Origin of the sequence: Streptomyces sp. A2-16 (assembly GCF_018128905.1) — a bacterium.
In the GTDB taxonomy this organism is placed as follows: Bacteria; Actinomycetota; Actinomycetes; order Streptomycetales; family Streptomycetaceae; genus Streptomyces.
The window spans coordinates 4156648-4175554 of sequence record NZ_CP063808.1; the positions used below are offsets into that span (position 1 = coordinate 4156648).

An 18907-nucleotide genomic window follows, 5' to 3' on the forward strand; every position below is an offset into this window, starting at 1 on the left:
GCCTGCCTAGCGTTGTGGCGCATGGCTATCTCCCTCCTCACCTCGAGGCCGGTCGGACGCGCAGGAACGGCGGCCCTGTTGGCCGCCCTCGTCCTGCCCGTCGCCCCGGCTGCCGCACAACCGCCCCCGGCCCGGCAGCAGTCCGTGTGCGCACCGCACGGCGACCTGCGCCAGGCACTGCGCACCCTGACCGATCGCGACCGGATCACCGGAGCCGCAGTCCTGATCACCGACCCCAACGAAGGATTGCCCTGCGGGAGTTGGGCCGCGAGTGTCGGGACGGCCGACCTGAGCACGGGCCGCCCCATGAACGTCACCGACCGATTACGGGCGGGCAGTGTCACCAAGACGTTCACCGCGACCGTCGTGCTCCAACTCGCCGCCGAGCACCGGATCTCGCTCGACGAGCCCGTCGACCGCTACCTGCCGGGTCTCGTCCGGCACAACGGATACGACGGCCGCCGCATCACCGTACGGCAGCTGCTGCGGCACACCAGCGGACTGCCCGACTACCTCGAGGCCCCCGAGTGGGAGCACCCCGAACGCCTCCGGTACCGCCACTTCGAGCCGCGCGAACTCGTCACCCGCGCCCTCGACCTGCCCCGCCCGAGCGGCTCCTGGCACTACGCCACCACCAACTACCTCCTCGCGGGAATGATCATCCGCGAGGTCACGGGACATGCGCCGGAGGCGGAGATCACCCGTCGCGTGATCCGGCCCCTCGGGCTGCGCGACACCTACTGGCCCGGGGACGACACCCGCATCCGCGGACGGCACTCGCGCAGTTACTTCGCGTCCGAGGACGGCCGCCTCGCGGACGGCACCGCATGGAACACGACCTTCGGCGGAGTCGGTGGCGCACTCGTCTCCACACCAGCCGACCTGACCCGGTTCGTCACCGCGCTGTTCGGCGGCCGGCTGTTGCCCGCGGACCAACTGGCCGACATGCGGCGCACGGTGGCCGCCGACCCCGACCGCCTCTGGCCCGGCGCCCGCTACGGGCTCGGCCTGATCACCTCCCCGCTGCGCTGCGGCGGCCTGTGGTGGGGCCACGCGGGAACCGTGCCCGGAGGGCACCGGGCGCTGACCGCGGTGGGGCCGGGTGGGCGGAGTGTGGCCGTCGCGCTCAACGAGGTACCGGCCACGCTCCAGGCCGAACAGGACTTCCTCGACCTCGTCGGGACCGCCTTCTGCGAAGACCCGCCTTCCCGTGCCACACCACCGATCGAAGGGAACCACCAGTGATCCGCTCGACTCCCGCGCCGCACGGCGCTTCGGCAACGGCGCGAAAAGCCGCCCTGGGCGTGGCCGCCACCGCTCTCGCCCTCACCGCGTTACCCGCCACCGCTGTCCCGGCCCAGGCCGCCTCCGACCCCCTCGCGCGCTTCCACCATCAGCGCCTCGACTGGAAGAGCTGCGTGCGCGGCCCCGACGACGCGACCGGCAAGGAGCTCGAACAGGCGGGCGCCCAATGCGCCGACGTGCGCGTGCCGTTGGACTACGGCGACCCCGACGGCCGCACGATCACCGTCGCGATCTCCAGGATCCGCGCCACCGACACCGCCCACCGTGTCGGCCCGCTGCTGCTCAACGGCGGCGGCCCCGGCGGGCAGACGCTCGGTGACCCGCCGTGGGTCCGCGACGCGATGAAGGACGTCGCCGCACGCTACGACGTGGTGGGCGTGGATCCCCGCTTCGTCGGCCGGAGCACCCCGCTGGACTGCCACTGGCCGACCGGCTCCGCGATCCGTGGCGCGGGTGTCGACCGCGCGGGGTTCGACCGCATGACGGCCTTCGCCCAGGACCTCGCGCAGCGCTGCCGACGGCACGAGGGTGACGTGCTGCCGTACGTCAGCACCCGCAACACGGCACGCGACATGGACGTGATCCGTGCCGCGCTCGGTGAGCGGCGGATCTCCTACCTGGGCTACTCGTACGGCAGTTACCTGGGCGAGGTGTACACCACGCTGTTCCCCCGCCGCGTCGAGCGGGTCGTCCTGGACGGTGTCGTCGACCCGGACCGCTACGGTCCCCGGCTGCTGCGCGGCAGCGAGAAGGCCAACCGTCACGCGCTGACGGACTGGGCCTCGTGGGCCGCCGCCCGTGACGCGACCTACGGCCTGGGCCGCACCGGCGGGGCGGTGCTGGCGACCGTGGACCGCATCCAGGCCGCCGCCGCCCGCACGCCCCTGCGGCTCGGGACGTACCGGGTGGACGAGCACGTCGTTCCCCTCGTCGTGTTCAACGGCCTCTCGCAGGACAACGACAGCGCCTACGGGGACTTCGCCCAGGGGGTCCAGGACCTGCTGCGGGCGGCGCAGGGGCGACAGGTCACCCCTTCTCCTCGGCTCGCCGAGGTCCTCGAGTTCATGCTGACCGGCAGCGACTCGCACTACGGCAGCGTCCAGACCTCGATCCTGTGCGGCGACACGGCCGCCCCGAGGGACCCGGAAGTGTACTGGCGCGACGTGCAACGGGCCCGCGTGCGCGACGCGTTGTTCGGGCCCGTCACGAACAACCTCAACCCGTGTGCCTTCTGGGACCCGCCTCGCGAACGCCCGACGGCCATCAGGGACGACCTCCCGGCCCTCCTCGTCAACGCCACAGGAGATCCGCGCTCCACCTACGAGGGTGCCACCGCGGTGCGCCGGATGTGGCCCTCCTCCCGCCTGGTCACCCTGCGCGGCGCCGACCAGCACGCGGTCTACGGCGTCTACGGTTCACCGTGCGTCGACGCCACGGTCAACGCCTACCTCGCCACCGGCCGCCTGCCGGCCATGGATCTCACGTTCGACGCGCGCCCCTCCGGCGCCCGTTCCTCTTCGGTCATGCGCTGTTGAGCCTGTCCGCGGGCTATTGTCCGGCGCCATGTCGATCACGGGACGGCGGGTGCACTCACGGCGCAACCTGGCAGATCTTCACCCGCCGCATCCTGCCCAACTTCAGCCTGGCCCAGCGTGCCCCGCCCAACCTCGCCCGTCCTGTCACCCGACCTTCTGCACGGCCCGGTCCGGCGGGCGCGGAGGCCGAAGCCCGACTCGCTGCGTTCGCTCACCATGCTGTCTTCGACGGCCAGGTCGTCACCGACGAGGCCCGGCTGCGCCGGATCATCGCCCGCCACGACTCCCACCTGTAACCAGGAGCCTTCCTCGCCTGCGTCCACAACCCCGACCGCGCCCTGTGCCGTACGCTCCCCGGCCCTGCCGACACACCGGCCATGGCCGACTGCCAGCTGCTGGCCTGCCCTAACGCCGTGCTCCCCCCCCGCCGACCGCGACGCCATCGTCGGCCACCTCGCTGCCCTGGACACCGCTCTCGGCCAACGGCGATCGCCTCGCCCCCTACGTACGCCACCGCCTCGAAGAACAAGGCTGCGAAACGGCCTCCTGCCTTTCCCTGCACGCCCCGGAGACCACGACGTGAAACCCGCTCTGCCCGACACCGATACCGTCGAGGCCCGCCGTCACCGGACGCCGGCCAACCATCACCCCGGTCGAACGCCACCTCGGCATCCCGCAGGCCACGTTCCACTGCCACTACAAGGAGCTGATTGACACCCACTTCCGACTCCGCGTCTCACGGCCCGGCCAGCCCGCGACACCCGACGAAGACCAGCGAACGGACGGAGGCGAACCTGCACCGACTTCGGCAGGAGGACACGGACCTGGGCCGCACCCTGCCCCTGTACGAGGACGACATCCGGGACCTCACTCTTGGAAGCGTCTGCGCCACGGCGCCATCGTCCACCTCCCAGGGGTAGACCCCAGCTGTGACGACACCGCTTGCCTGTGACGGCGTGCGGCAAAGCCGCCCTCGCACACCCGCCACTACATGACTGCATCACCGCACGTGACCGGTCTGTTCATTCGCGGCCACTGTCGTGATGTCGGTGTGGAAGGGTTGTGCCTCAGCAGTATCGGCTGCGTGGGTGTCGTTGTGGGGACGACGAGCGGCCAATGCGGCACCAGCCAGGATCAGCACGATGCCGGCGATCGTGCGAGAGGTGACCGGCTCAGAAAGCAGGAGCACGCCGGAGGCTACGGCAACGATCGGCGCGACGTAGGTGATGAATGCGGCTCGTGCCGGGCCCTCGGTGGCGATCAGAGCGAAGAACGCTGTGAAGCCGCCGGCGGTGCAGGCCACTCCCAGGCCGAGTACCGCGAAGGAGGCCTGGGCTGTGACGTGGGGAACCGGTTCGAAGAATGCGGCTATTGCGAGCAACGGACCGGCGGCCAACGTCAGCATGCCCGCACTGACGGTCAGCGGTGGAACATCGGGGAAGAGCCGATGCATCAGTACCGCACCGCCCGCGTAACAGGCAGCGCCGGCGAGCACCAGCACGGCACCAGCGCCTGCGTCCGCCACGCCGAGCAGGACAACGACACCCAGGAAGCCGAGCAGTACCCCGCCCCAGGCCCCTCGCGCCAATCGCTCACGATTTCCCCGGAACACGCCCAGGGCCAGGATGAACAGCGGCTCGGTGGCGATCAGCACCCCGGTGAGCCCCGACGAAACGGTGTGCTCACCCCACGCGATGAGCGTGAACGGCACTGCGACCTCCACCACGGCGAGCAGCAGCAGCGGACGCCATCGCTCGCGCAGCAGACGGGGCAGTCCGCGTCGCCAGGCCACTGGCAGCAATACCAGCGCCCCCAAGGCAACGCGCCCCGCTACGACGCTGAACGGGCCCATGCTTTTCAGTGCCACGCTGATCAGTAGGTAGGGGACTCCCCACAGTACGGACGTGATCAGGAACAGCCACAGACCACGGCGGCTCATCAGTTCTCCACGAGATCGAAGGGCGTGCCCGGATGAGGCACGTCGAGACCGTACGCAAGGGGATTCCGGGATTGGAATGCATATCGCGTCGATACAGCCGCGAAGAACTTGCCAAACGTCAAGTCATAGGCTGCTATCGCAGCATGGCGAATCTGGACACCATGGACTGGCAGCTGCTCGGGCTGCTGCAGGAAGACGCCCGGCTGGGTTTCCGGGAGCTCGCGCGGAGAGTGGGACTCAGCCCACCGGCTGTGGCCGCTCGGGTCCGGCGCCTGGAGAGCCTTCAGGTGATCACCGGCTATGGCGCCCGAATCGACCCGGCCAAGGCGGGCTGGCCCGTCCAGGCCTTCGTCGTGCTGTCCACCACAGGCGTCCGCCAGTCTCACCAGACCGCCCACATTGCCCGAGCTGCACCGCACATTCTTGAAGATCACCGCGTCACCGGCACCGACGACCACATCCTGCGCGTGGTCGCGCACGAGATCGGAGCACTGGAGCCGTTGATCGATCAGCTCAACGAGCTCGGCAAACCGGCGACGTCCTTCGTGCTTTCCTCACCCAAGGCATGGGCCCCTGTACCTCCACCCACCACATCCGACTGATATCCGTAGCAGCCGAGCTCGCTGTGCCTTGACCCACAGAGGAATTCGTGGCCGCGGGTGTCAGTCCGTACGCGACGAGCGAGGTGGCGGTGGGCCATCGGTGGCTGGCTCGGTGCCGGTCGGGGATCTGCCGAGGGTTCACCGCTGGGGCAGGCACCAAGAGCAAGTCATACCCCCAGGACCGCCTGGAGGGCGTGCACCAGGTGCCCGCGCCGGCTCTGTTCGCTGACCGTGAGCGCGGTGACCTCGTCGTCGGCAAACAGTGCTGTGGAGACGGCCTGCCCCCACAGAATCCGGTACGCCGTGTCAGCGGCTTCCGGACTGGTCCCGAAACGCTCCGCCAGCAAGGCGCTGAACTCCTCCGCGGCCCGCCTCGTGCTCGCCGCGCCGCGGGCGCGCAGATCGGGGTCGTCGTAGCCGCTGAGCATGAACGCTTGGAAGACCAGCCGGTTCTCGGAGAAGACATCGACAAACGCGTCGACCAGGCGGTGCAGCAGAGTTGTGCGGTCATCGACATTCCAGGCCGGCGCGGTGCGCGAGAGCCAGGCGTGCTCGATCTGGGCCAGGAAGCGGTCCTGGGCTGCCACGAGAAGGTTCCGGCGGTCGACGAATCGATGGTAGATGGCCCCGTTCGACACCCCCGATGCCTTGCTGACGGCAGCGATGGTCAGCGCTTTGGGTCCCTGACTGCTCAGGATCTGCAGCGCGGCATCGAGCACCTTCGCTGTCGAGTCCTGGCTGCGCGCCTGCTGGGGCCGCCGCATCCCGTCCTGCTGCTCCGTCATCGCGGTCTCTCCTTGTCGCGCCTCGTGACAGTCCCAAACCAGAGGGGTTACTCTAATGTCAATTGAAACTGGAGCAGGCGCTCTAATTGGAGGTTGTCGTGGAGGCCGTACCCGACCAGGACTTCTTCACCCCGGCCAAGCCGCCGCAGGCAGGCGGTTATCCGGGATTCCGCCCGGCGGCCTGGGTGGAGGACGGCATGCGGTGCGAGCGGGACGTCGCGGTGGAGATGCGGGACGGCACTGTCCTGTATGTCGACGTATACCGGCCCGAAGGCGGAGCCGATGTGCCCGTCCTGCTGGCGTACGGCCCGTACGGGAAGCACAACGGCTTCCCGCCGATCCTGGCGGCCGGCGCGGACATCGAGCCTCCCCTGCCGGAAGGCACCCGCTTCGAGGCGCCGGTGGCGTCGTACTGGGTCGGTCACGGGTACGCGGTGGTCTACGCCGACCCGCGCGGCACGTGGTGGTCGGAAGGCGACGCCACCTATCTCAGTCCGCAGGAAGCCGAGGACGGGCACGACCTGGTCGAATGGGCCGGAACGCAGCCCTGGAGCAACGGCAAGGTCGGCATGAGCGGCGTGTCCTACCTGGCCATGACCCAGTACACCGTCGCCGCCACCCGGCCGCCTCACCTCGCCGCGATCAACCCGTCCGAAGGGATCAGCGACGTCTACCGAGAGTCGATGTTCCAGGGCGGCATCCTGGAAACCCAGTTCTCCGGACATCTCACCGGCGAGCTGACCGGCTACGGCCGCGGCAGGATCGAGGACGTCTTCAGCGGGCTGCTCGCGCACCCCCTGCTGGACGAGTACTGGGCCAGCCGGGCCTTCCAACTGGAGAAGATCGAGGTTCCGGCGTTCTTCGTTTGCTCGACGGGCAACCACGGAACACACACCCGCGGCACCCTGGAGGCGTACCGTCGTACGGGCTCCGCGCAGAAGTGGCTGGACGTCCACGGCCGCAAGGAGTGGCGCTACTACTACACGCCGCGGAACGTCGAACGTCAGCGCACGTTCTTCGACCACTTCCTCAAAGGCATCGACAACGACCTCAGCTCCTGGCCGCCCGTCCGCGTCGAGTACCGCGACCGCGCGGAGACCGGGCCCGTCCGCGCCGAGACCGTCTGGCCCCCGGCAGGCGTACGCCACCGCCCGTACCACCTTGACGCACTGACCGGCCGGCTGCTCCCCGCTACCCCCTCCCGGGCGGCCACGACCGGATACGACCCCACCAAGTCACCCACTGAGCCCTACCGGCACGCAGGGGATCAAAGGAGCGTCTTCGACCTCACCTTCGACGAGACCACCGATCTGGCCGGCCCCGTCTCCCTCACTCTCTGGGCGGAATCCCCGGGCGCCGCCGACATGGATGTCTTCGTCACCCTCGACAAGATCGACACCGACGGGAACCGTGTCTGCTACCCGCTGGTCGCCTACCTCGACGACGGACCTCTTGCCTACGGGTGGATGCGTGCCAGCCGCCGCGAACTCGACCCTGATCTGTCCACCCCCGAGCGGCCCGTCCAGGCCCACCGCCGCGACCTGCCCCTGCCCGAGAACGGGCCCGTGCGCCTCGATATCGAGATCTGGCCGATCACCGCGCACTTCCAGCCGGGGGAAATCCTGCGCCTGACCATCGCGGGCGCCGACATCTACCGCTGGCCCGCCGAACACCTCGTCAACGGACACGACTTCCTGAACAACACGGCCGAGCACATCTTCCACACCGGCGCCGGACACGACGCCGTGCTCCGCCTCCCCGTCATCACCGCGACGTCCCCGAGCGGTGGCGCCCCGCAGCAGACAGGCTCCTGACGAAATGGCCCCCTATCTTGAGGCCCTTGCCGCAGGCGTCCTGGTCGGGGTGGTGTACGCACTGCTGCGCGTGCGCTCCCCGGCCCCGCCCCTGTACGGCCTTGCCGGCCTCGCGGGCATGCTCTTGGGCCACACGCTCCTGGGCGCGCTGCGATGACGGCGCCAGAAGCGCGGCGCTACGCGGCATCGGGCCTCGTCGGGCTGCTGGCCGGAGCCCTCTACCAACTGATGGGCGTCGCCTCGCCGGCCCCGCCGTGGGCCGCCCTGATCGGGCTGCTCGGCATCCTCCTGGGCGAACACGCCACCCGGGCAATCCTCGGCCGCGTCCGCCACCACGGCGACCATCAGCAGTAACAGACTCCAGAACCCACCCGTGGTCTCCCCCTCTGCCCAAGGAAGCGTCCATGATCCAGTACAGCCCCACGGACGCCGACAGAGCCCGCTTCCCCGACAGCTACGGGCAGGAAGCGCGCTACCTCGGCTACCGCCAGGACGAGGAAGCCAAACCGTACGCCAAGTACTTCCGCCGCGAGACCCTGCCCGTCCAGAACCACGTCCGGGACGTCATCGGCGCGGGCATGGCTCCGACCGAATACGCCTACGACGTCGACGAAGCGGCCCGCATCATGTCCCGCCCCGGCTACCACAAGATGGAGACCGGCTGGACCCGCGTCCCTGGCGGCGTCATGGTCTCCGTCCTCACCGACATGCCCGGCGTCACCGCAGAGATGTGGGACTGGTGGTTCGGCTGGCACTCCACCGAGACGGCCCGCTACAAACTCTGGTACCCCGACGCCCACCAGTTCTCCGCCCTGGGCGAGGACCGCAGTGCCGACCGCACCCTGACCGACCGCCAGCGCTACATCGACAACGTCTCCTACGTCGACGAGTACGTCGGAGGCTTTCTCCATCGGCTCGCCATCCGCTTCACCGACCCCACCCGCCTCGGCTTCGACGAACCCGGCCCCGGCCACGCCGTCATCTGCGCCCGGGTCGGACTCAGCCAGTACCCCGTCGCCCAGGGCTGGCTCATTCACCAGGTCCGCCCCACCACCGACGGCGCCGAAATGCGCAGCCGTTTCTTCCTCAGTGACCCGCAAGTCCTCGACCTGCCCCACCATTCCGTACCCGGCCGGGGAGCAGCACTTCTGAGGGGAAAGACCGCCCGGAAGCTGGGCGACTCCGCACTGCCGCGTCTGGGCAAGAAGGCGCTGGGGCCGACGTTCGGCCAGGATCTGCTTTATCACTGCGGTGCTGAGATGAATCACCTCGCCTCGTTCCTGCCGCACCTCCACGAAGAATTCAACGGGACCCCCTGACCCGATCGCGGCGCGGCGGACCGCTACCGGCTGTCGGGCCCGCCTGCACATCGGATTTGCGGCCGTTGCGACCAGCAGTACCGCCCCGGCCTGATGGAAATTGCCTCTGCCGGTGACGAGACAGGGGCCTCAGCAGTCGTCATTCCCGCCGGTCAGAGAGGGTTTCTGCTTTCTTGAGGGCCATGCGGACAGTCTCCCCCGCAGGCGCGAGGCCAGCTCACAGCATGTGAGTTGCGACCGTTGGCTGGATCCGCTTTCTAGGGGCCGGTCTCTGAGGGTGCTGCCAGAAATGGGGGACGCCAGAGTGCCGCGTGGCCTGTGCTGGTGTCGACCATGGCGTAGCGGCGGTGGCGGCGTGCGGCCTCCGACTGTGTGCGGGCGGCCGCGATGAGGAGGGCATCGCGGCGGCAGGCGGCATCCAGGACCCAGGTCTGTGTGCCATGGACAGGGGTGTCGCCGTCAAGAAGGTGAGTGCGGAAGGTTACTGACCACAGGGGCATGGTGCGTGTCCTCACATTCACGGTCGTGGCTGTACCCCGCTGGTGTGGGCAGCGGCGCGGGGACAGGCGCCTACGAAGTGGAGGGGCAGGGGTGTTGGCCCCTGCCCCTCCACTCTTGGCGCGGTCAGTTCCTCGCGACTGTTGTTCTCATGCTCTGCGGGAAGGCGTCCTGCGCCGTTTGACGACCACGGCGCCTGCGCCCAGGACGGCGGCACCGGCGACAGTCCACGGGAGCCACGACACCCCGCCTGCGGCTTGTTCTTGAATGGCTGCCACTGCTGCAGGGGATGCCGCGGTAGTCGGCGTCGGCTGCGCGGTGGCTTGCTGGTGGATCTCCTCGGCCTTGGCGGCGGCCGCGTCCAGGACGAGTACGGGGGCAGGGAAGTCCGGCATCTTGGTGCCTGTCTGACGCTCGTTCCAGTTCACGATCGACCCGTCCGAGTAGGTCTGGGCCACATCGAAGGCGATACTGGCCTTCTTCGGGAGCGGCCCCACCTGTACGTCGAAGTAGCGGTGTTCATCGGGTTTGATCTCGTGGCCCGCTGTGGCTGTCCACATGACCTGGGTCGTTCCGCCGGAAGGAGAGGGAATCTCCTTCCGAGTCCAGCCGGAGGCCGGTGGAATGCCGGTGGACGTGACTCCCTTGGGGAGGGTGACGTCGACGCGGACGGTGGTGGCGTCCGCTTCCTCGGAGGGCACTCGGAACCGGAGGGTGGCCGGGCTTCCCTCCTTGGCGCCGTCGGCGAAAACCCGCACGTGTGCCGAGGCCGGCCCCGCCACGAGGAACAGTGCTCCCGCGGCAGTTGCCAGCACTGCCGCCGCCCGGTGTGCGCGCCGCCTGGAGCGGATGCGAGGTGAGCGTGTCATGGTGGCGTGAGGCCTTTCAGCAGCAGTCGCAGTACAGAAGATCGGCAGCCTCGACGGTGCTGTCCGAGCCGGGGTGCATGGAAGCGACCGCGGACGACATCCGAGCCAGTGTCTGTGCGGTGGCCTTGCCCTGGGCGGTGATGGAGACGCTCACGCCGGTGAAGTCGGCGAAGGCCAGGATCTGGGGGGCGTTGCCCGCGGAGTCCGTGGTGAACGACAGGAGGCGGATCTTGCTGCCGTCCGTCTGGACGGAGTAGGCCTGGTAGGTGGTGGTCGGCTGAAGGCCGCGGGCCTGGAGCTGAATCATGTCGAGCCCGCTCACGGGGCGGATGGTGGCTTCCAGCTGGCGGCCCTTGTCACCGGGGCGCATGGTCTCGCCCGCCGTGCCATCAGGCAGGGTGGTGGGCACGTTGCGGGGTGCCTCCCCCAGCCCCTGACGGCCGAGGTTGGCAGCGGATCCTGCGGGTGCCGCGTTGGGCACGTACACCAGGGCCTGAGGTTCCTGGCCGACGCCGACCGTGTCGATGACCTTGTTGGTGGCGGTGTCGATGACGTCGACGGCGTCGGACTTCTCCATGCCCACATACATGCGGCTGCCGTCCCCGCTGGGCCACAGGCCGTGCGGTGCGTGGCCGGTGTCGTGGATGCGGGTCACCAGTTCGGGCGTGCCGCCGGGCTTGCGGCGGTAGACGAGCGTCTGGTCGAGGCCGCCCACGGTCAGATAGGCGAACGAGCCGTTCTTCGTGTTGGCGAAGTTGGGGTGGTTGGTGTCCGGACCGGTCTTCAGCACGGCCGCGACCTTGCGGTGCTCGAGGTCGATGACGCTGGTCAGGCCGACGCGCTTGTGCGCGGCCCACAGCTCCGTGCCGTCGGGTGAGATCGCCTCGTCGGAGGAGAAGGTGTCGCCGAGGCCCTTGATGTTGTAGAGGACCTTGTGGGTGCGCACGTCAACAACGGTGAGCTCGGCCGCGCTGATGTGGTTGATATAGGCGGTCCTGCCGTCGGGGCTGAGGACGACCTTGGAGGGCCCGGGGCCGACATTGATGTTCCTCATCACACCGCCGTGCACGGCGTCGACGACGGTGACGGTGTCCCGGCCGCGGTCGGCGACCCAGAACTGCTTGCCGTCTGCGGTGAAGGTGCCCTCGTGCGAGGCACGGCCGACGTCGGTCTCGTTGATCACCTTGTTGGTGGCGGTGTCGATGATGTCGACCGTATTGCTGGTGACGCTCACGACGCCCAGGCGCTTGTCGTCACGGGAGAAGGCCAGACCGTGCACGCCGACGTTGTCGGTGTACTGCGGGCTGAGCGTTGCGCCCAGACGCTGTGCACCGAGGGCGATCGTGCCGAGCGTCTTGTTGGTGGAGGGGTCGATGACCGTGACCGTGTTGGAGGTCTGGTCCGCGGTGTAGACGCGGTCGCGGCCCGAAATCGGCACGGCCACCGATGTGCCGTCACCAGCGGTGGCCGTCACTCCGCTGTGCCGACCGGAGGTCGTGGGCGTGTCGGCCTGGGCGATGCTCACCGCTCCGAGGGCTGCGGCACCGATGCCGGTGAGCACCGCGGTGGCACGCGCAGCCCTTTTGATCGAAATCACGTACAAACCTCCATATAAGGTGCGCCCATTGGGCGCGTCGAGGAGGGGCCAGGCATGTTGCCGGCCCTGATTCGGGTGGTCGATTACGGGGGGACTGCCCCCGTGTCAGGAGCTGCGGTGTGGTCCCACTGCGGCCTGGGCGACGAACTGCCCGTCAGCGTCCTGGACGTACACCATGGTGATGGTGTCCTTGCGCATGGCCGTGGTCAGGTGAACGCGCATGGGACCGTCGCTCTGCCCACTCGGCTGCACGCTGCCGGCCTGCACCCGATCACCACGAGCGTTGCCTGTCATGAACCGATAGGTGGTGCCGTCCCGCATCCCGGACAGCGACACCGGGATCTCGGTGCCCCAGGGGTGCGCGATCATCTCACCGTCCTGGGCGACTTGAATCGCGGCGACGGACGTGTGGCTGTCATTGCCGGAGGTCGCCACGATCGTCACAAAAGCTGCGCACGCCGCCAGCACCAGGGACGAGACTCCGGCAGCCATCCGGCGACTGATAGGCACCCGCTTCCGCGACGGGACCCCGGCTGATGTCCGGCCGGCGTCGGGAAGGGCGGACGGTACACGGAGGGAGTCCGCACGCTCAAAGGTCCGCACCACCCGGCGCACTCCTTCCGCTTCTTCGGAGCACCCCTCGCACGATGCCACGTGGCGGGCCAGCGGAGCGGGCAACGGCTTGCCCAACAGCAGGAGTTCGGTGACCTCCTCGCGGATCGCAGTGCAGAAGTCGTTCATGGCGCCAGCCATCCGTTCTGGTCGAGAATGCCGCGCAGCGCACGGATACCGTGGTAGAGGCGGCTACGAGTGCTGGAAGCCGGGATACCCAGCTCGTCGGCCAGGTCGGCGCAGGTCCTGCCCAGGAAGTACACCTCGATGATCACTTCTCGGTGCTCGGGGCTCAGCCGGTCCAGCGCTTCACGCAGTTCTATGCGCGCAAGCAACTGGTCGTACGGGTCGGCCTCCGTGGCCCTCGCGTCCCGCTCAGCTTCCTCCGCATGAGCCACGGCCGGCCTGATCCCACGCCGCCGGCGCGCGTCCACGACCGCGTTGCGCGCAATCGCGTACAACCAGGTCCGCAGACTGCCCCGCCTGCTGTCGAAGGAATCCGAAGCGCGCCAGGCCCGCAGGAACACCTCCTGCACGACCTCCTCCGCCAGCTGCGGGTCACCGAGCTGGTTGCAGGCGAAACCCAGGAGCTCTCCGCCGTACTCGCTGTAGGCGGCCCGCATCCCGGCCTCGCTCCCCAATGACGCGTCTTCGGCCTTCTTCCGCCGTACGCGCCACATTCGGACGCCCACTACGGGTACGTGCCGTTCCCATCAGGCCACGCGTTCATCCGGCATCCTCCGATCTCACCAGGCGTGATTGCGCGGGGGGATACGCAGGCAAGGCGGACAGTGTTGACAGCCTCTACTGTGGCCTGGGTCATACTTTCTGGGGTTGTCTCGGTGAGCGGCTGTTCGATCTGAGGCCGTTCCAGCGGGTTGGTGGACTGGATCCGAAAACTGGCCGCCCAGCACGTCGGCGGGCATCCTGCCGGGTGAGCACGAGGTTGGTGGTGAGCTGAGACGATCGTGCGGATCGTCACGGCCATCATCGCACCGGGCTCCTTGTCGATCACGCCCGAGCCGTTGCGCCCGAGGTGTACCTGGCACCAGGTCGCAGGGCTGGGCGGTGACGAGGAGGCGTTCGCGCAGGACGGCGGGCCGACAGACGGGACGGGGCCGTCAGGAAAGGTATGCAGCCGCAGGCCATGGAACGCTTCGCGGGCGGACCACCCGTGGTCCGGGCTCGGTCCTGCCCAGAGCTCTGGGCTTCGAGTGCTGGAGCGTGCTCTCCGTGTTCCCGGCGGGCCCATCAGCAGTGGAGGCTGCGCGGTCCCGGGCTCGGTGCTGTGACTTCTCGCCCACCCGGAGCATCACCGCACCCTCCGGCCGGTTGGGGCCCAAGCCGGCGATGATTGATCTCCGCGACCGGCGAGTGGCGCTCTTCGCAGCTCTTCCAGCGTGGTGCCCTGATGGTGGCCGGCAGTCCGGGCCCATCAGTCGGCCCCTCCAGCCACTGGACGAGAAGCAGCCGCCGCCTGGCGACCGCATCGGAGGCCACCCGAAGATCCCGTGCGCGCCAAGAGCGGCGATGCCTCGGGGCCGGTACAGGATCATTACGGGCCCGCGGAGCCAGGGCCTGGACCGTCGCCCGGTACGCCCGCCGATCCAACTCCGCACGCTCCTCGGGAGACAGCAACGGCTTCACTCCGGGTCCCGAGGAGGATGTGCCGCACCAGCAGTAGAAGTCGCACACTGCCGACGAGTCAGTTGAAGTCGCTGGTGACCGCGATGTGGCGCCAGGCGTCCATTTCCTTACGGACGCCGTCCAACTTGGCTTCCGCCGCTTGGATCGTGTCGGAGCCGAGTTGCAGGCGCAGCGGGGGCTCGGCACTGGAAGCCATCTCGACGATCAGGCGGGCGCCCTTGACCGGGTCGCCCTGCTGGGTCTGGTTGATGCTGGGGACCGCCTGGCGCATCGCGCCGGAGGTGGCCGCGTAGTCGTCGATCGGCTCTTCGACCGTGTGCAGGCTGCTCGGCTCAAGGAAGTCTGTGCGGAAGTAGCCGGGCTCGACGAGCGTCACGTGGACGCCGAGCGGGGCAAGTTCGGCGTGGAGCGCCTCGCTGAAGCCCTCGACGGCGTACTTGGTCGATGCGTAGACACCCCAGCCGGCCAGGCCGCCGAAGGCCGCGATCGAGCTCATGTTGATGACATGCCCAGAGCGCTGCCTGCGCAAGAGGGGCAGGACGGCACGCTGGACGGCCAGCAGCCCAAAGACGTTGGTTTCGTACACGGCGCGGACTGCGTCGTCGTCGGCCTCTTCCACCGCGCACAGCAGCCCGCGGCCCGCGTTGTTGACCAACACGTCAATGCCCCCGAACCGCGCCACGGCGGTTGCCACCGCCGTGGCGATCCCGGCAGGGTCCGTCACGTCGAGCCGCAGCGCCAGCAGCCTGTCGCCGGCGTCGGGGAACTGGCCGAGCACCGCGTCCGCGCTGCGGGCAGTGGCCACGACCTGGTGCCCCTTCTCCAGGGCGGCGCGCACGATTTCCGCGCCCAGGCCGCGGGACGAGCCCGTTACAAACCACACGCTCATTGAATGACTCCTCAGGGGTGAGACGCAGGCCGCGGTTACAGCCCGCAGGTATTGCGGCATAGGTGTTGGTTTCTGGACGGCTTCCGCGCCACCGGCTTCCGTGCAGCGTCGCGGGTCTCGTGCTCACTGCGGTACGACGTAGGGGAACTGGTCGTTCTGCTGGGCCTTGGTGGTGGCCGGCGAGAGGCCGCTGGGCACAGGCATGTTGGTGACCAGGGACATCATCACCTCGGGTGCGTTGTCCGCGCGGGTCCGGCCGTTGCGGGCGGCGAAGCCGAAGGAGGCGGGGGTGCCGATCACATAGGGGAGGACGTCCGGAAGCAGCTGTGCGGCGACACTCTGCCCGTAACCCGCGGGGTCGGCCGAGGTACCGGTGGCCGCGATCATGGTGGCGATCTGATCGGCGATTGCCCGGCCGTCGGCGGCGATGTCCTGGGACGGGTGGCGGGTATTGGCGGGGTTCGAGAAATCTGTGTCGTCGGGCCAGAAGATCGGCCACATCATCGGGTAGCCGGCCCGGTTGATCTGCCGCCAGCCCCCGGCGTCGGTGGCCAGCTTGGTAGCGCACCACACTCCGGTACGGGCCCCGGGCCGCAATCGGTCATGCGTGTGGGGGACTTCGAGGACGATCGCCTCCACCGTCGTACCGGCGAAGGAGTTCTGTGCCTCCTGGAGGTTCCAGGACGACAGGTCCACCGCGGTGCCCTTCCTTACGGCGCCGTTGACGGCGGCAAGCAAGGACAGGTCGACGTAGAAGGCTTCCTGGACCCGCCCGGCCCAGGCGCGGATGCCGCCTGCTTCGGCCATCTCGCCGGTCCGGCCTTCCAGCACCAACTCGCCGTCGGCGTCGTCACCTTGGGCGTTCCCATCGGTCAGGGAGTGCAGGCGCAGCGGCTGCCGACCGTTCGGGTCGGGTTCGCCGAAGGAAAACCGGAAGGTCAGCGTCTCCTGGTCGGCGCCGTCGAAATGCATCTTGATCTCGTAGCGTGCCTCGTGATGGAAGCCCGGCTCGGCGTATACCCCGGTGATGTTGGAGTTCACGTCCATGACGAACACCGTGCTGTCCTCGCCGGGGAAGACGTAGAGGTCGTCGATGAACAGCTGGCCGTTCTGCGCCGCCAGCGGGGTGTCGAGGTGATGAGACATGACGGATCCCTTCTCGTCGCGATTTGCGTTGTATGGAGTCCGGTTGCGCCGGACGACTGCGAGGCGTGGAGCGCGTGCCGGACTTCAGGTCAGCAGACGCCGACGGGCCTTTTGGGCAGCCCGCAACACAGGCTCTGGGTAGGTGGTATTCGTCGGTACGATTCCGGCCGACCGCCGTTCGATGATCTGCTGTCGCATGCTCCGGCACGGACAGCGAATGGTGACCGGTTGGCTACGCGGTTGCCCCGGGGTCGATGGTGGCGGCATCTGCAGCGGCCGTGTTTGCGCTGTCGGCGCTGCTGTCGTGCCTGGATGAGGCCGACCAGCTCGACAGGAGTGCCAGCGCCCCGGCGGAGGGCGAGTGGGCCTCGACGGTGTGCGTCCCGAATGTCAGGTCGGGGTCGCCAACCGGTGTCATCGCCTCGTAGCCGAGTTCCAGGTCACCGACGAGGGGGTGGTGGTACCGCTTGCTGCCGTAGTCGCGCCGGTACACGTCGTGGTCGGCCCACCAGCGACGAAAGTCTCGGTCACGCACGGCCAGGTCGCCGACGAGGTCGGTGAGTTTTGGATCATGGGGGTGGGTGCCGGCGTATCGGCGCAGTTCGGCGACCACCGAGCGCGCGGTGGCTTCCCAGTCGTCGTACAGGTCGCGGGCCGCATCGACGGTGAACAGATAGCGGACCATGTTCCGCTGCTCCGGGGGCAGGAGGTCCAGTCCCGCGTAGAACGCGCCTCCGAGATCGTTGATGGCGATGAGGTCGTGGCGCGGTCCGAGGACCAGTGCCGGAACGTCGGTGACCGAATCCAGAGCCCGGCGCAGCCCAGGCCGCAGGCGCACGGAAGCCGTGCGAGGCCGTCTGGACCCCTGGGGACTGGCAAGGGCGTGGAGGTGGTCCCGTTCGGCCGCATCCAGCTGCAGCACCCGGGCGATGGCGTCGAGCACCGATACGGACGCGCTCTTTCTGCGGCCTCGTTCCAGCCGCTCGTAGTACTCGGCGCTGACACCGGCGAGCAGGGCGACTTCCTCGCGGCGCAGCCCCGGTACCCGGCGGATGCCCACCGACGGCGGCAGCCCGACATCCTGCGGCGAAATGCGGGCGCGGCGGGTGCGCAGGAAAGCCCCCAGTCCGTCGGCGGCAGGTTCGTTCATGCATCCCAGGTTAACGACCCTGGTAGACGCTTGAGGGGGGTCAGTTTGTCCCCCCTCAGGCCGTGGCGGGCCACAGCTGTGCGTTCCGCCCGAGGCAACTGCAGTGTTCTCTCGGAAAGGGGGTCCCAGCAGCAACCTACGGAGTGATCATGGAACAGCGCACTTTGGGCGGATCGGGCATCGTGGTGAGCGACATCGCGTTCGGAGCGATGAACTTCGGCTTCCCCGGTGGCCCGAGCGACGACCAGGCGGTGGCCATGGTCCACCGGGCCCTGGACGCCGGAGTCAACCTGATCGACACCGCGGACGTCTACAGCCGGGGCGAATCCGAACGGGTCGTGGGTCTGGCCATCGCCGGGCGGCGCGACGAGGTCATTCTGGCCACGAAGTTCGGCCTGCCGATGGGCGAGCACCCCAACCAGGCCGGCGGGTCGGCGCGCTGGGTCAGGCGCGCTGTCGAGGACAGTCTGCGGCGCCTCGGCACCGACTACATCGACCTCTACCAGATGCACCGGCCGGACTACCGGACAGATCCGGAGGAGACTCTCAGCGTCCTGACGGACCTGGTGCGGGAGGGGAAGATCCGTGCCATCGGCTCCTCCACCTTTCCTGCGGAGCTGATCGTTGCGTCCCAGTGGGCCGCCGCGCGCAGCGCGAGTCGGCGCTTCGTCAGCGAGCAGCCCCGCTACTCCATCTTCAACCGCCGCCCGGAGACACACGTGTTCCCCACCCTGCAGTCATTCGGGATGGGCGCGCTCACCTACGCACCACTGGCCAGCGGCTGGCTGGCCGGCCGCACCGATCCGACAGGCGGGCAGCGTGCGGAGATGGAGAAGCACGCCTTCGATCTCGCCAGCCCCGCCAATCAGGCCAAGGTGCTTGCCGCACGTCAGTTGCGTGAACTCGCCGACGCTATGGGCGTACCGATGACGCACCTGGCGCTGGGCTTCGTCCGGTCCCACCCGGCGGTCAGCGCCGTACTGATCGGGCCGCGTACGCTCGAACAGCTCGACGACCTGCTCGCCGGCGCCGACGTCGTCCTCGACGAAGCGGTTCTGGACCGCATCGACGAAATCGTGGAACCCGGCACCGATCTCAACCCCGCCGACAACTTCGACGCCACCATCCCGGCCCTCGCCGACAAGCGGCTGCGTCGGCGCTGACCCACCCCGTGGGCGCGGCAGAACGCCTGCCGCGCGC

The 18907-nt window shown here is 68.8% G+C and carries 17 protein-coding genes; 8 read left to right on the forward strand and 9 right to left on the reverse strand.

What is annotated here, in order from left to right:
- The first annotated feature begins 21 nt into the window (after positions 1 to 21).
- Positions 22 to 1245 carry a serine hydrolase domain-containing protein gene (locus IOD14_RS18720; RefSeq protein WP_212670827.1) on the forward strand — a complete coding sequence of 408 codons (1224 nt, stop codon included), beginning with the start codon at positions 22 to 24 and terminating at the stop codon, positions 1243 to 1245.
- Positions 1242 to 2840 carry an alpha/beta hydrolase gene (locus IOD14_RS18725; RefSeq protein ID WP_123993339.1) on the forward strand — a complete coding sequence of 533 codons (1599 nt, stop codon included), beginning with the start codon at positions 1242 to 1244 and terminating at the stop codon, positions 2838 to 2840. The genes IOD14_RS18720 and IOD14_RS18725 overlap by 4 nt, the downstream gene beginning before the upstream one ends.
- Positions 2841 to 3840: 1000 nt before the next feature.
- On the opposite strand, the gene IOD14_RS18730 is transcribed toward IOD14_RS18725, so the two are convergent.
- On the reverse strand, positions 3841 to 4779 hold the full coding sequence (locus IOD14_RS18730) for an EamA family transporter (RefSeq protein ID WP_123993337.1): 939 nt from the start codon (positions 4777 to 4779) through the stop codon (positions 3841 to 3843).
- Positions 4780 to 4922: 143 nt separating this feature from the next.
- On the opposite strand from IOD14_RS18730, the gene IOD14_RS18735 reads away from it, so the two are divergent.
- The gene (locus IOD14_RS18735; RefSeq protein ID WP_212670828.1) at positions 4923 to 5381 is read left to right on the forward strand and encodes an Lrp/AsnC family transcriptional regulator; all 459 of its coding nucleotides are present in this window, start codon (positions 4923 to 4925) and stop codon (positions 5379 to 5381) included.
- Positions 5382 to 5548: 167 nt separating this feature from the next.
- Here IOD14_RS18735 and IOD14_RS18740 read toward each other — a convergent pair whose 3' ends face one another.
- The gene (locus IOD14_RS18740) at positions 5549 to 6166 is read right to left on the reverse strand and encodes a TetR/AcrR family transcriptional regulator (RefSeq protein WP_123993336.1); all 618 of its coding nucleotides are present in this window, start codon (positions 6164 to 6166) and stop codon (positions 5549 to 5551) included.
- Between the two features lie 98 nt (positions 6167 to 6264).
- Here IOD14_RS18740 and IOD14_RS18745 point away from each other — a divergent pair, with 98 nt between their 5' ends.
- Genes IOD14_RS18745 through IOD14_RS18760 form a run of 4 tightly spaced genes read left to right on the forward strand, consistent with a single transcriptional unit; the run spans position 6265 to position 9299 of the window.
- On the forward strand, positions 6265 to 7980 hold the full coding sequence (locus IOD14_RS18745; RefSeq protein ID WP_123993335.1) for a CocE/NonD family hydrolase: 1716 nt from the start codon (positions 6265 to 6267) through the stop codon (positions 7978 to 7980).
- Between the two features lie 4 nt (positions 7981 to 7984).
- Complete coding sequence (locus IOD14_RS18750) at positions 7985 to 8137, forward strand: DUF1427 family protein (protein ID WP_123993334.1); 153 nt, start codon at positions 7985 to 7987, stop codon at positions 8135 to 8137.
- A complete protein-coding gene (locus tag IOD14_RS18755; protein ID WP_212670829.1) occupies positions 8134 to 8334 on the forward strand; it encodes a DUF1427 family protein in 201 nt (66 codons plus the stop codon). The genes IOD14_RS18750 and IOD14_RS18755 overlap by 4 nt, the downstream gene beginning before the upstream one ends.
- Before the next feature lie 50 nt (positions 8335 to 8384).
- Positions 8385 to 9299 carry a hypothetical protein gene (locus IOD14_RS18760; protein WP_212670830.1) on the forward strand — a complete coding sequence of 305 codons (915 nt, stop codon included), beginning with the start codon at positions 8385 to 8387 and terminating at the stop codon, positions 9297 to 9299.
- 647 nt (positions 9300 to 9946) lie between these two features.
- On the opposite strand, the gene IOD14_RS18765 is transcribed toward IOD14_RS18760, so the two are convergent.
- The 7 genes from IOD14_RS18765 to IOD14_RS18795 form a co-directional block, all read right to left on the reverse strand.
- Positions 9947 to 10666 (reverse strand): DUF1775 domain-containing protein, encoded by a 720-nt coding sequence (locus tag IOD14_RS18765; RefSeq protein ID WP_212670831.1) that lies wholly within the window; start codon positions 10664 to 10666, stop codon positions 9947 to 9949.
- Positions 10667 to 10682: 16 nt separating this feature from the next.
- Positions 10683 to 12263: a beta-propeller fold lactonase family protein gene (locus IOD14_RS18770; protein WP_212670832.1), complete on the reverse strand. Its 1581-nt coding sequence runs from the start codon at positions 12261 to 12263 to the stop codon at positions 10683 to 10685.
- Positions 12264 to 12368: 105 nt separating this feature from the next.
- Complete coding sequence (locus IOD14_RS18775) at positions 12369 to 13004, reverse strand: hypothetical protein (RefSeq protein ID WP_212670833.1); 636 nt, start codon at positions 13002 to 13004, stop codon at positions 12369 to 12371.
- On the reverse strand, positions 13001 to 13567 hold the full coding sequence (locus tag IOD14_RS18780; protein ID WP_212670834.1) for a sigma-70 family RNA polymerase sigma factor: 567 nt from the start codon (positions 13565 to 13567) through the stop codon (positions 13001 to 13003). The genes IOD14_RS18775 and IOD14_RS18780 overlap by 4 nt, the downstream gene beginning before the upstream one ends.
- 1013 nt (positions 13568 to 14580) lie before the next feature.
- Positions 14581 to 15411, reverse strand: coding sequence for an oxidoreductase (locus IOD14_RS18785; protein WP_123993327.1), 831 nt, complete (start codon positions 15409 to 15411; stop codon positions 14581 to 14583).
- 123 nt (positions 15412 to 15534) lie between these two features.
- Complete coding sequence (locus IOD14_RS18790; protein WP_212670835.1) at positions 15535 to 16557, reverse strand: DUF4331 family protein; 1023 nt, start codon at positions 16555 to 16557, stop codon at positions 15535 to 15537.
- Positions 16558 to 16789: 232 nt separating this feature from the next.
- Positions 16790 to 17707, reverse strand: coding sequence for a helix-turn-helix transcriptional regulator (locus IOD14_RS18795; protein ID WP_123993325.1), 918 nt, complete (start codon positions 17705 to 17707; stop codon positions 16790 to 16792).
- A 149-nt stretch (positions 17708 to 17856) separates the two neighbouring features.
- Between IOD14_RS18795 and IOD14_RS18800 the strand changes: the two genes are divergently transcribed.
- Positions 17857 to 18870, forward strand: a complete 1014-nt coding sequence (locus IOD14_RS18800; protein ID WP_123993324.1) for an aldo/keto reductase — start codon at positions 17857 to 17859, stop codon at positions 18868 to 18870.
- The last annotated feature ends 37 nt before the right edge of the window (positions 18871 to 18907 follow it).

Coding starts and splice junctions, on each gene's coding strand:
- IOD14_RS18720 (WP_212670827.1), top strand. CDS start 22: ATGGCTATCTCCCTCCTCACCTCGAGGCCGGTCGGACGCGCAGGAACG.
- IOD14_RS18730 (WP_123993337.1), bottom strand. CDS start 4,779: ATGAGCCGCCGTGGTCTGTGGCTGTTCCTGATCACGTCCGTACTGTGG.
- IOD14_RS18735 (WP_212670828.1), top strand. CDS start 4,923: ATGGCGAATCTGGACACCATGGACTGGCAGCTGCTCGGGCTGCTGCAG.
- IOD14_RS18740 (WP_123993336.1), bottom strand. CDS start 6,166: ATGACGGAGCAGCAGGACGGGATGCGGCGGCCCCAGCAGGCGCGCAGC.
- IOD14_RS18750 (WP_123993334.1), top strand. CDS start 7,985: ATGGCCCCCTATCTTGAGGCCCTTGCCGCAGGCGTCCTGGTCGGGGTG.
- IOD14_RS18755 (WP_212670829.1), top strand. CDS start 8,134: ATGACGGCGCCAGAAGCGCGGCGCTACGCGGCATCGGGCCTCGTCGGG.
- IOD14_RS18760 (WP_212670830.1), top strand. CDS start 8,385: ATGATCCAGTACAGCCCCACGGACGCCGACAGAGCCCGCTTCCCCGAC.
- IOD14_RS18765 (WP_212670831.1), bottom strand. CDS start 10,666: ATGACACGCTCACCTCGCATCCGCTCCAGGCGGCGCGCACACCGGGCG.
- IOD14_RS18775 (WP_212670833.1), bottom strand. CDS start 13,004: ATGAACGACTTCTGCACTGCGATCCGCGAGGAGGTCACCGAACTCCTG.
- IOD14_RS18785 (WP_123993327.1), bottom strand. CDS start 15,411: ATGAGCGTGTGGTTTGTAACGGGCTCGTCCCGCGGCCTGGGCGCGGAA.
- IOD14_RS18790 (WP_212670835.1), bottom strand. CDS start 16,557: ATGTCTCATCACCTCGACACCCCGCTGGCGGCGCAGAACGGCCAGCTG.
- IOD14_RS18795 (WP_123993325.1), bottom strand. CDS start 17,707: ATGAACGAACCTGCCGCCGACGGACTGGGGGCTTTCCTGCGCACCCGC.
- IOD14_RS18800 (WP_123993324.1), top strand. CDS start 17,857: ATGGAACAGCGCACTTTGGGCGGATCGGGCATCGTGGTGAGCGACATC.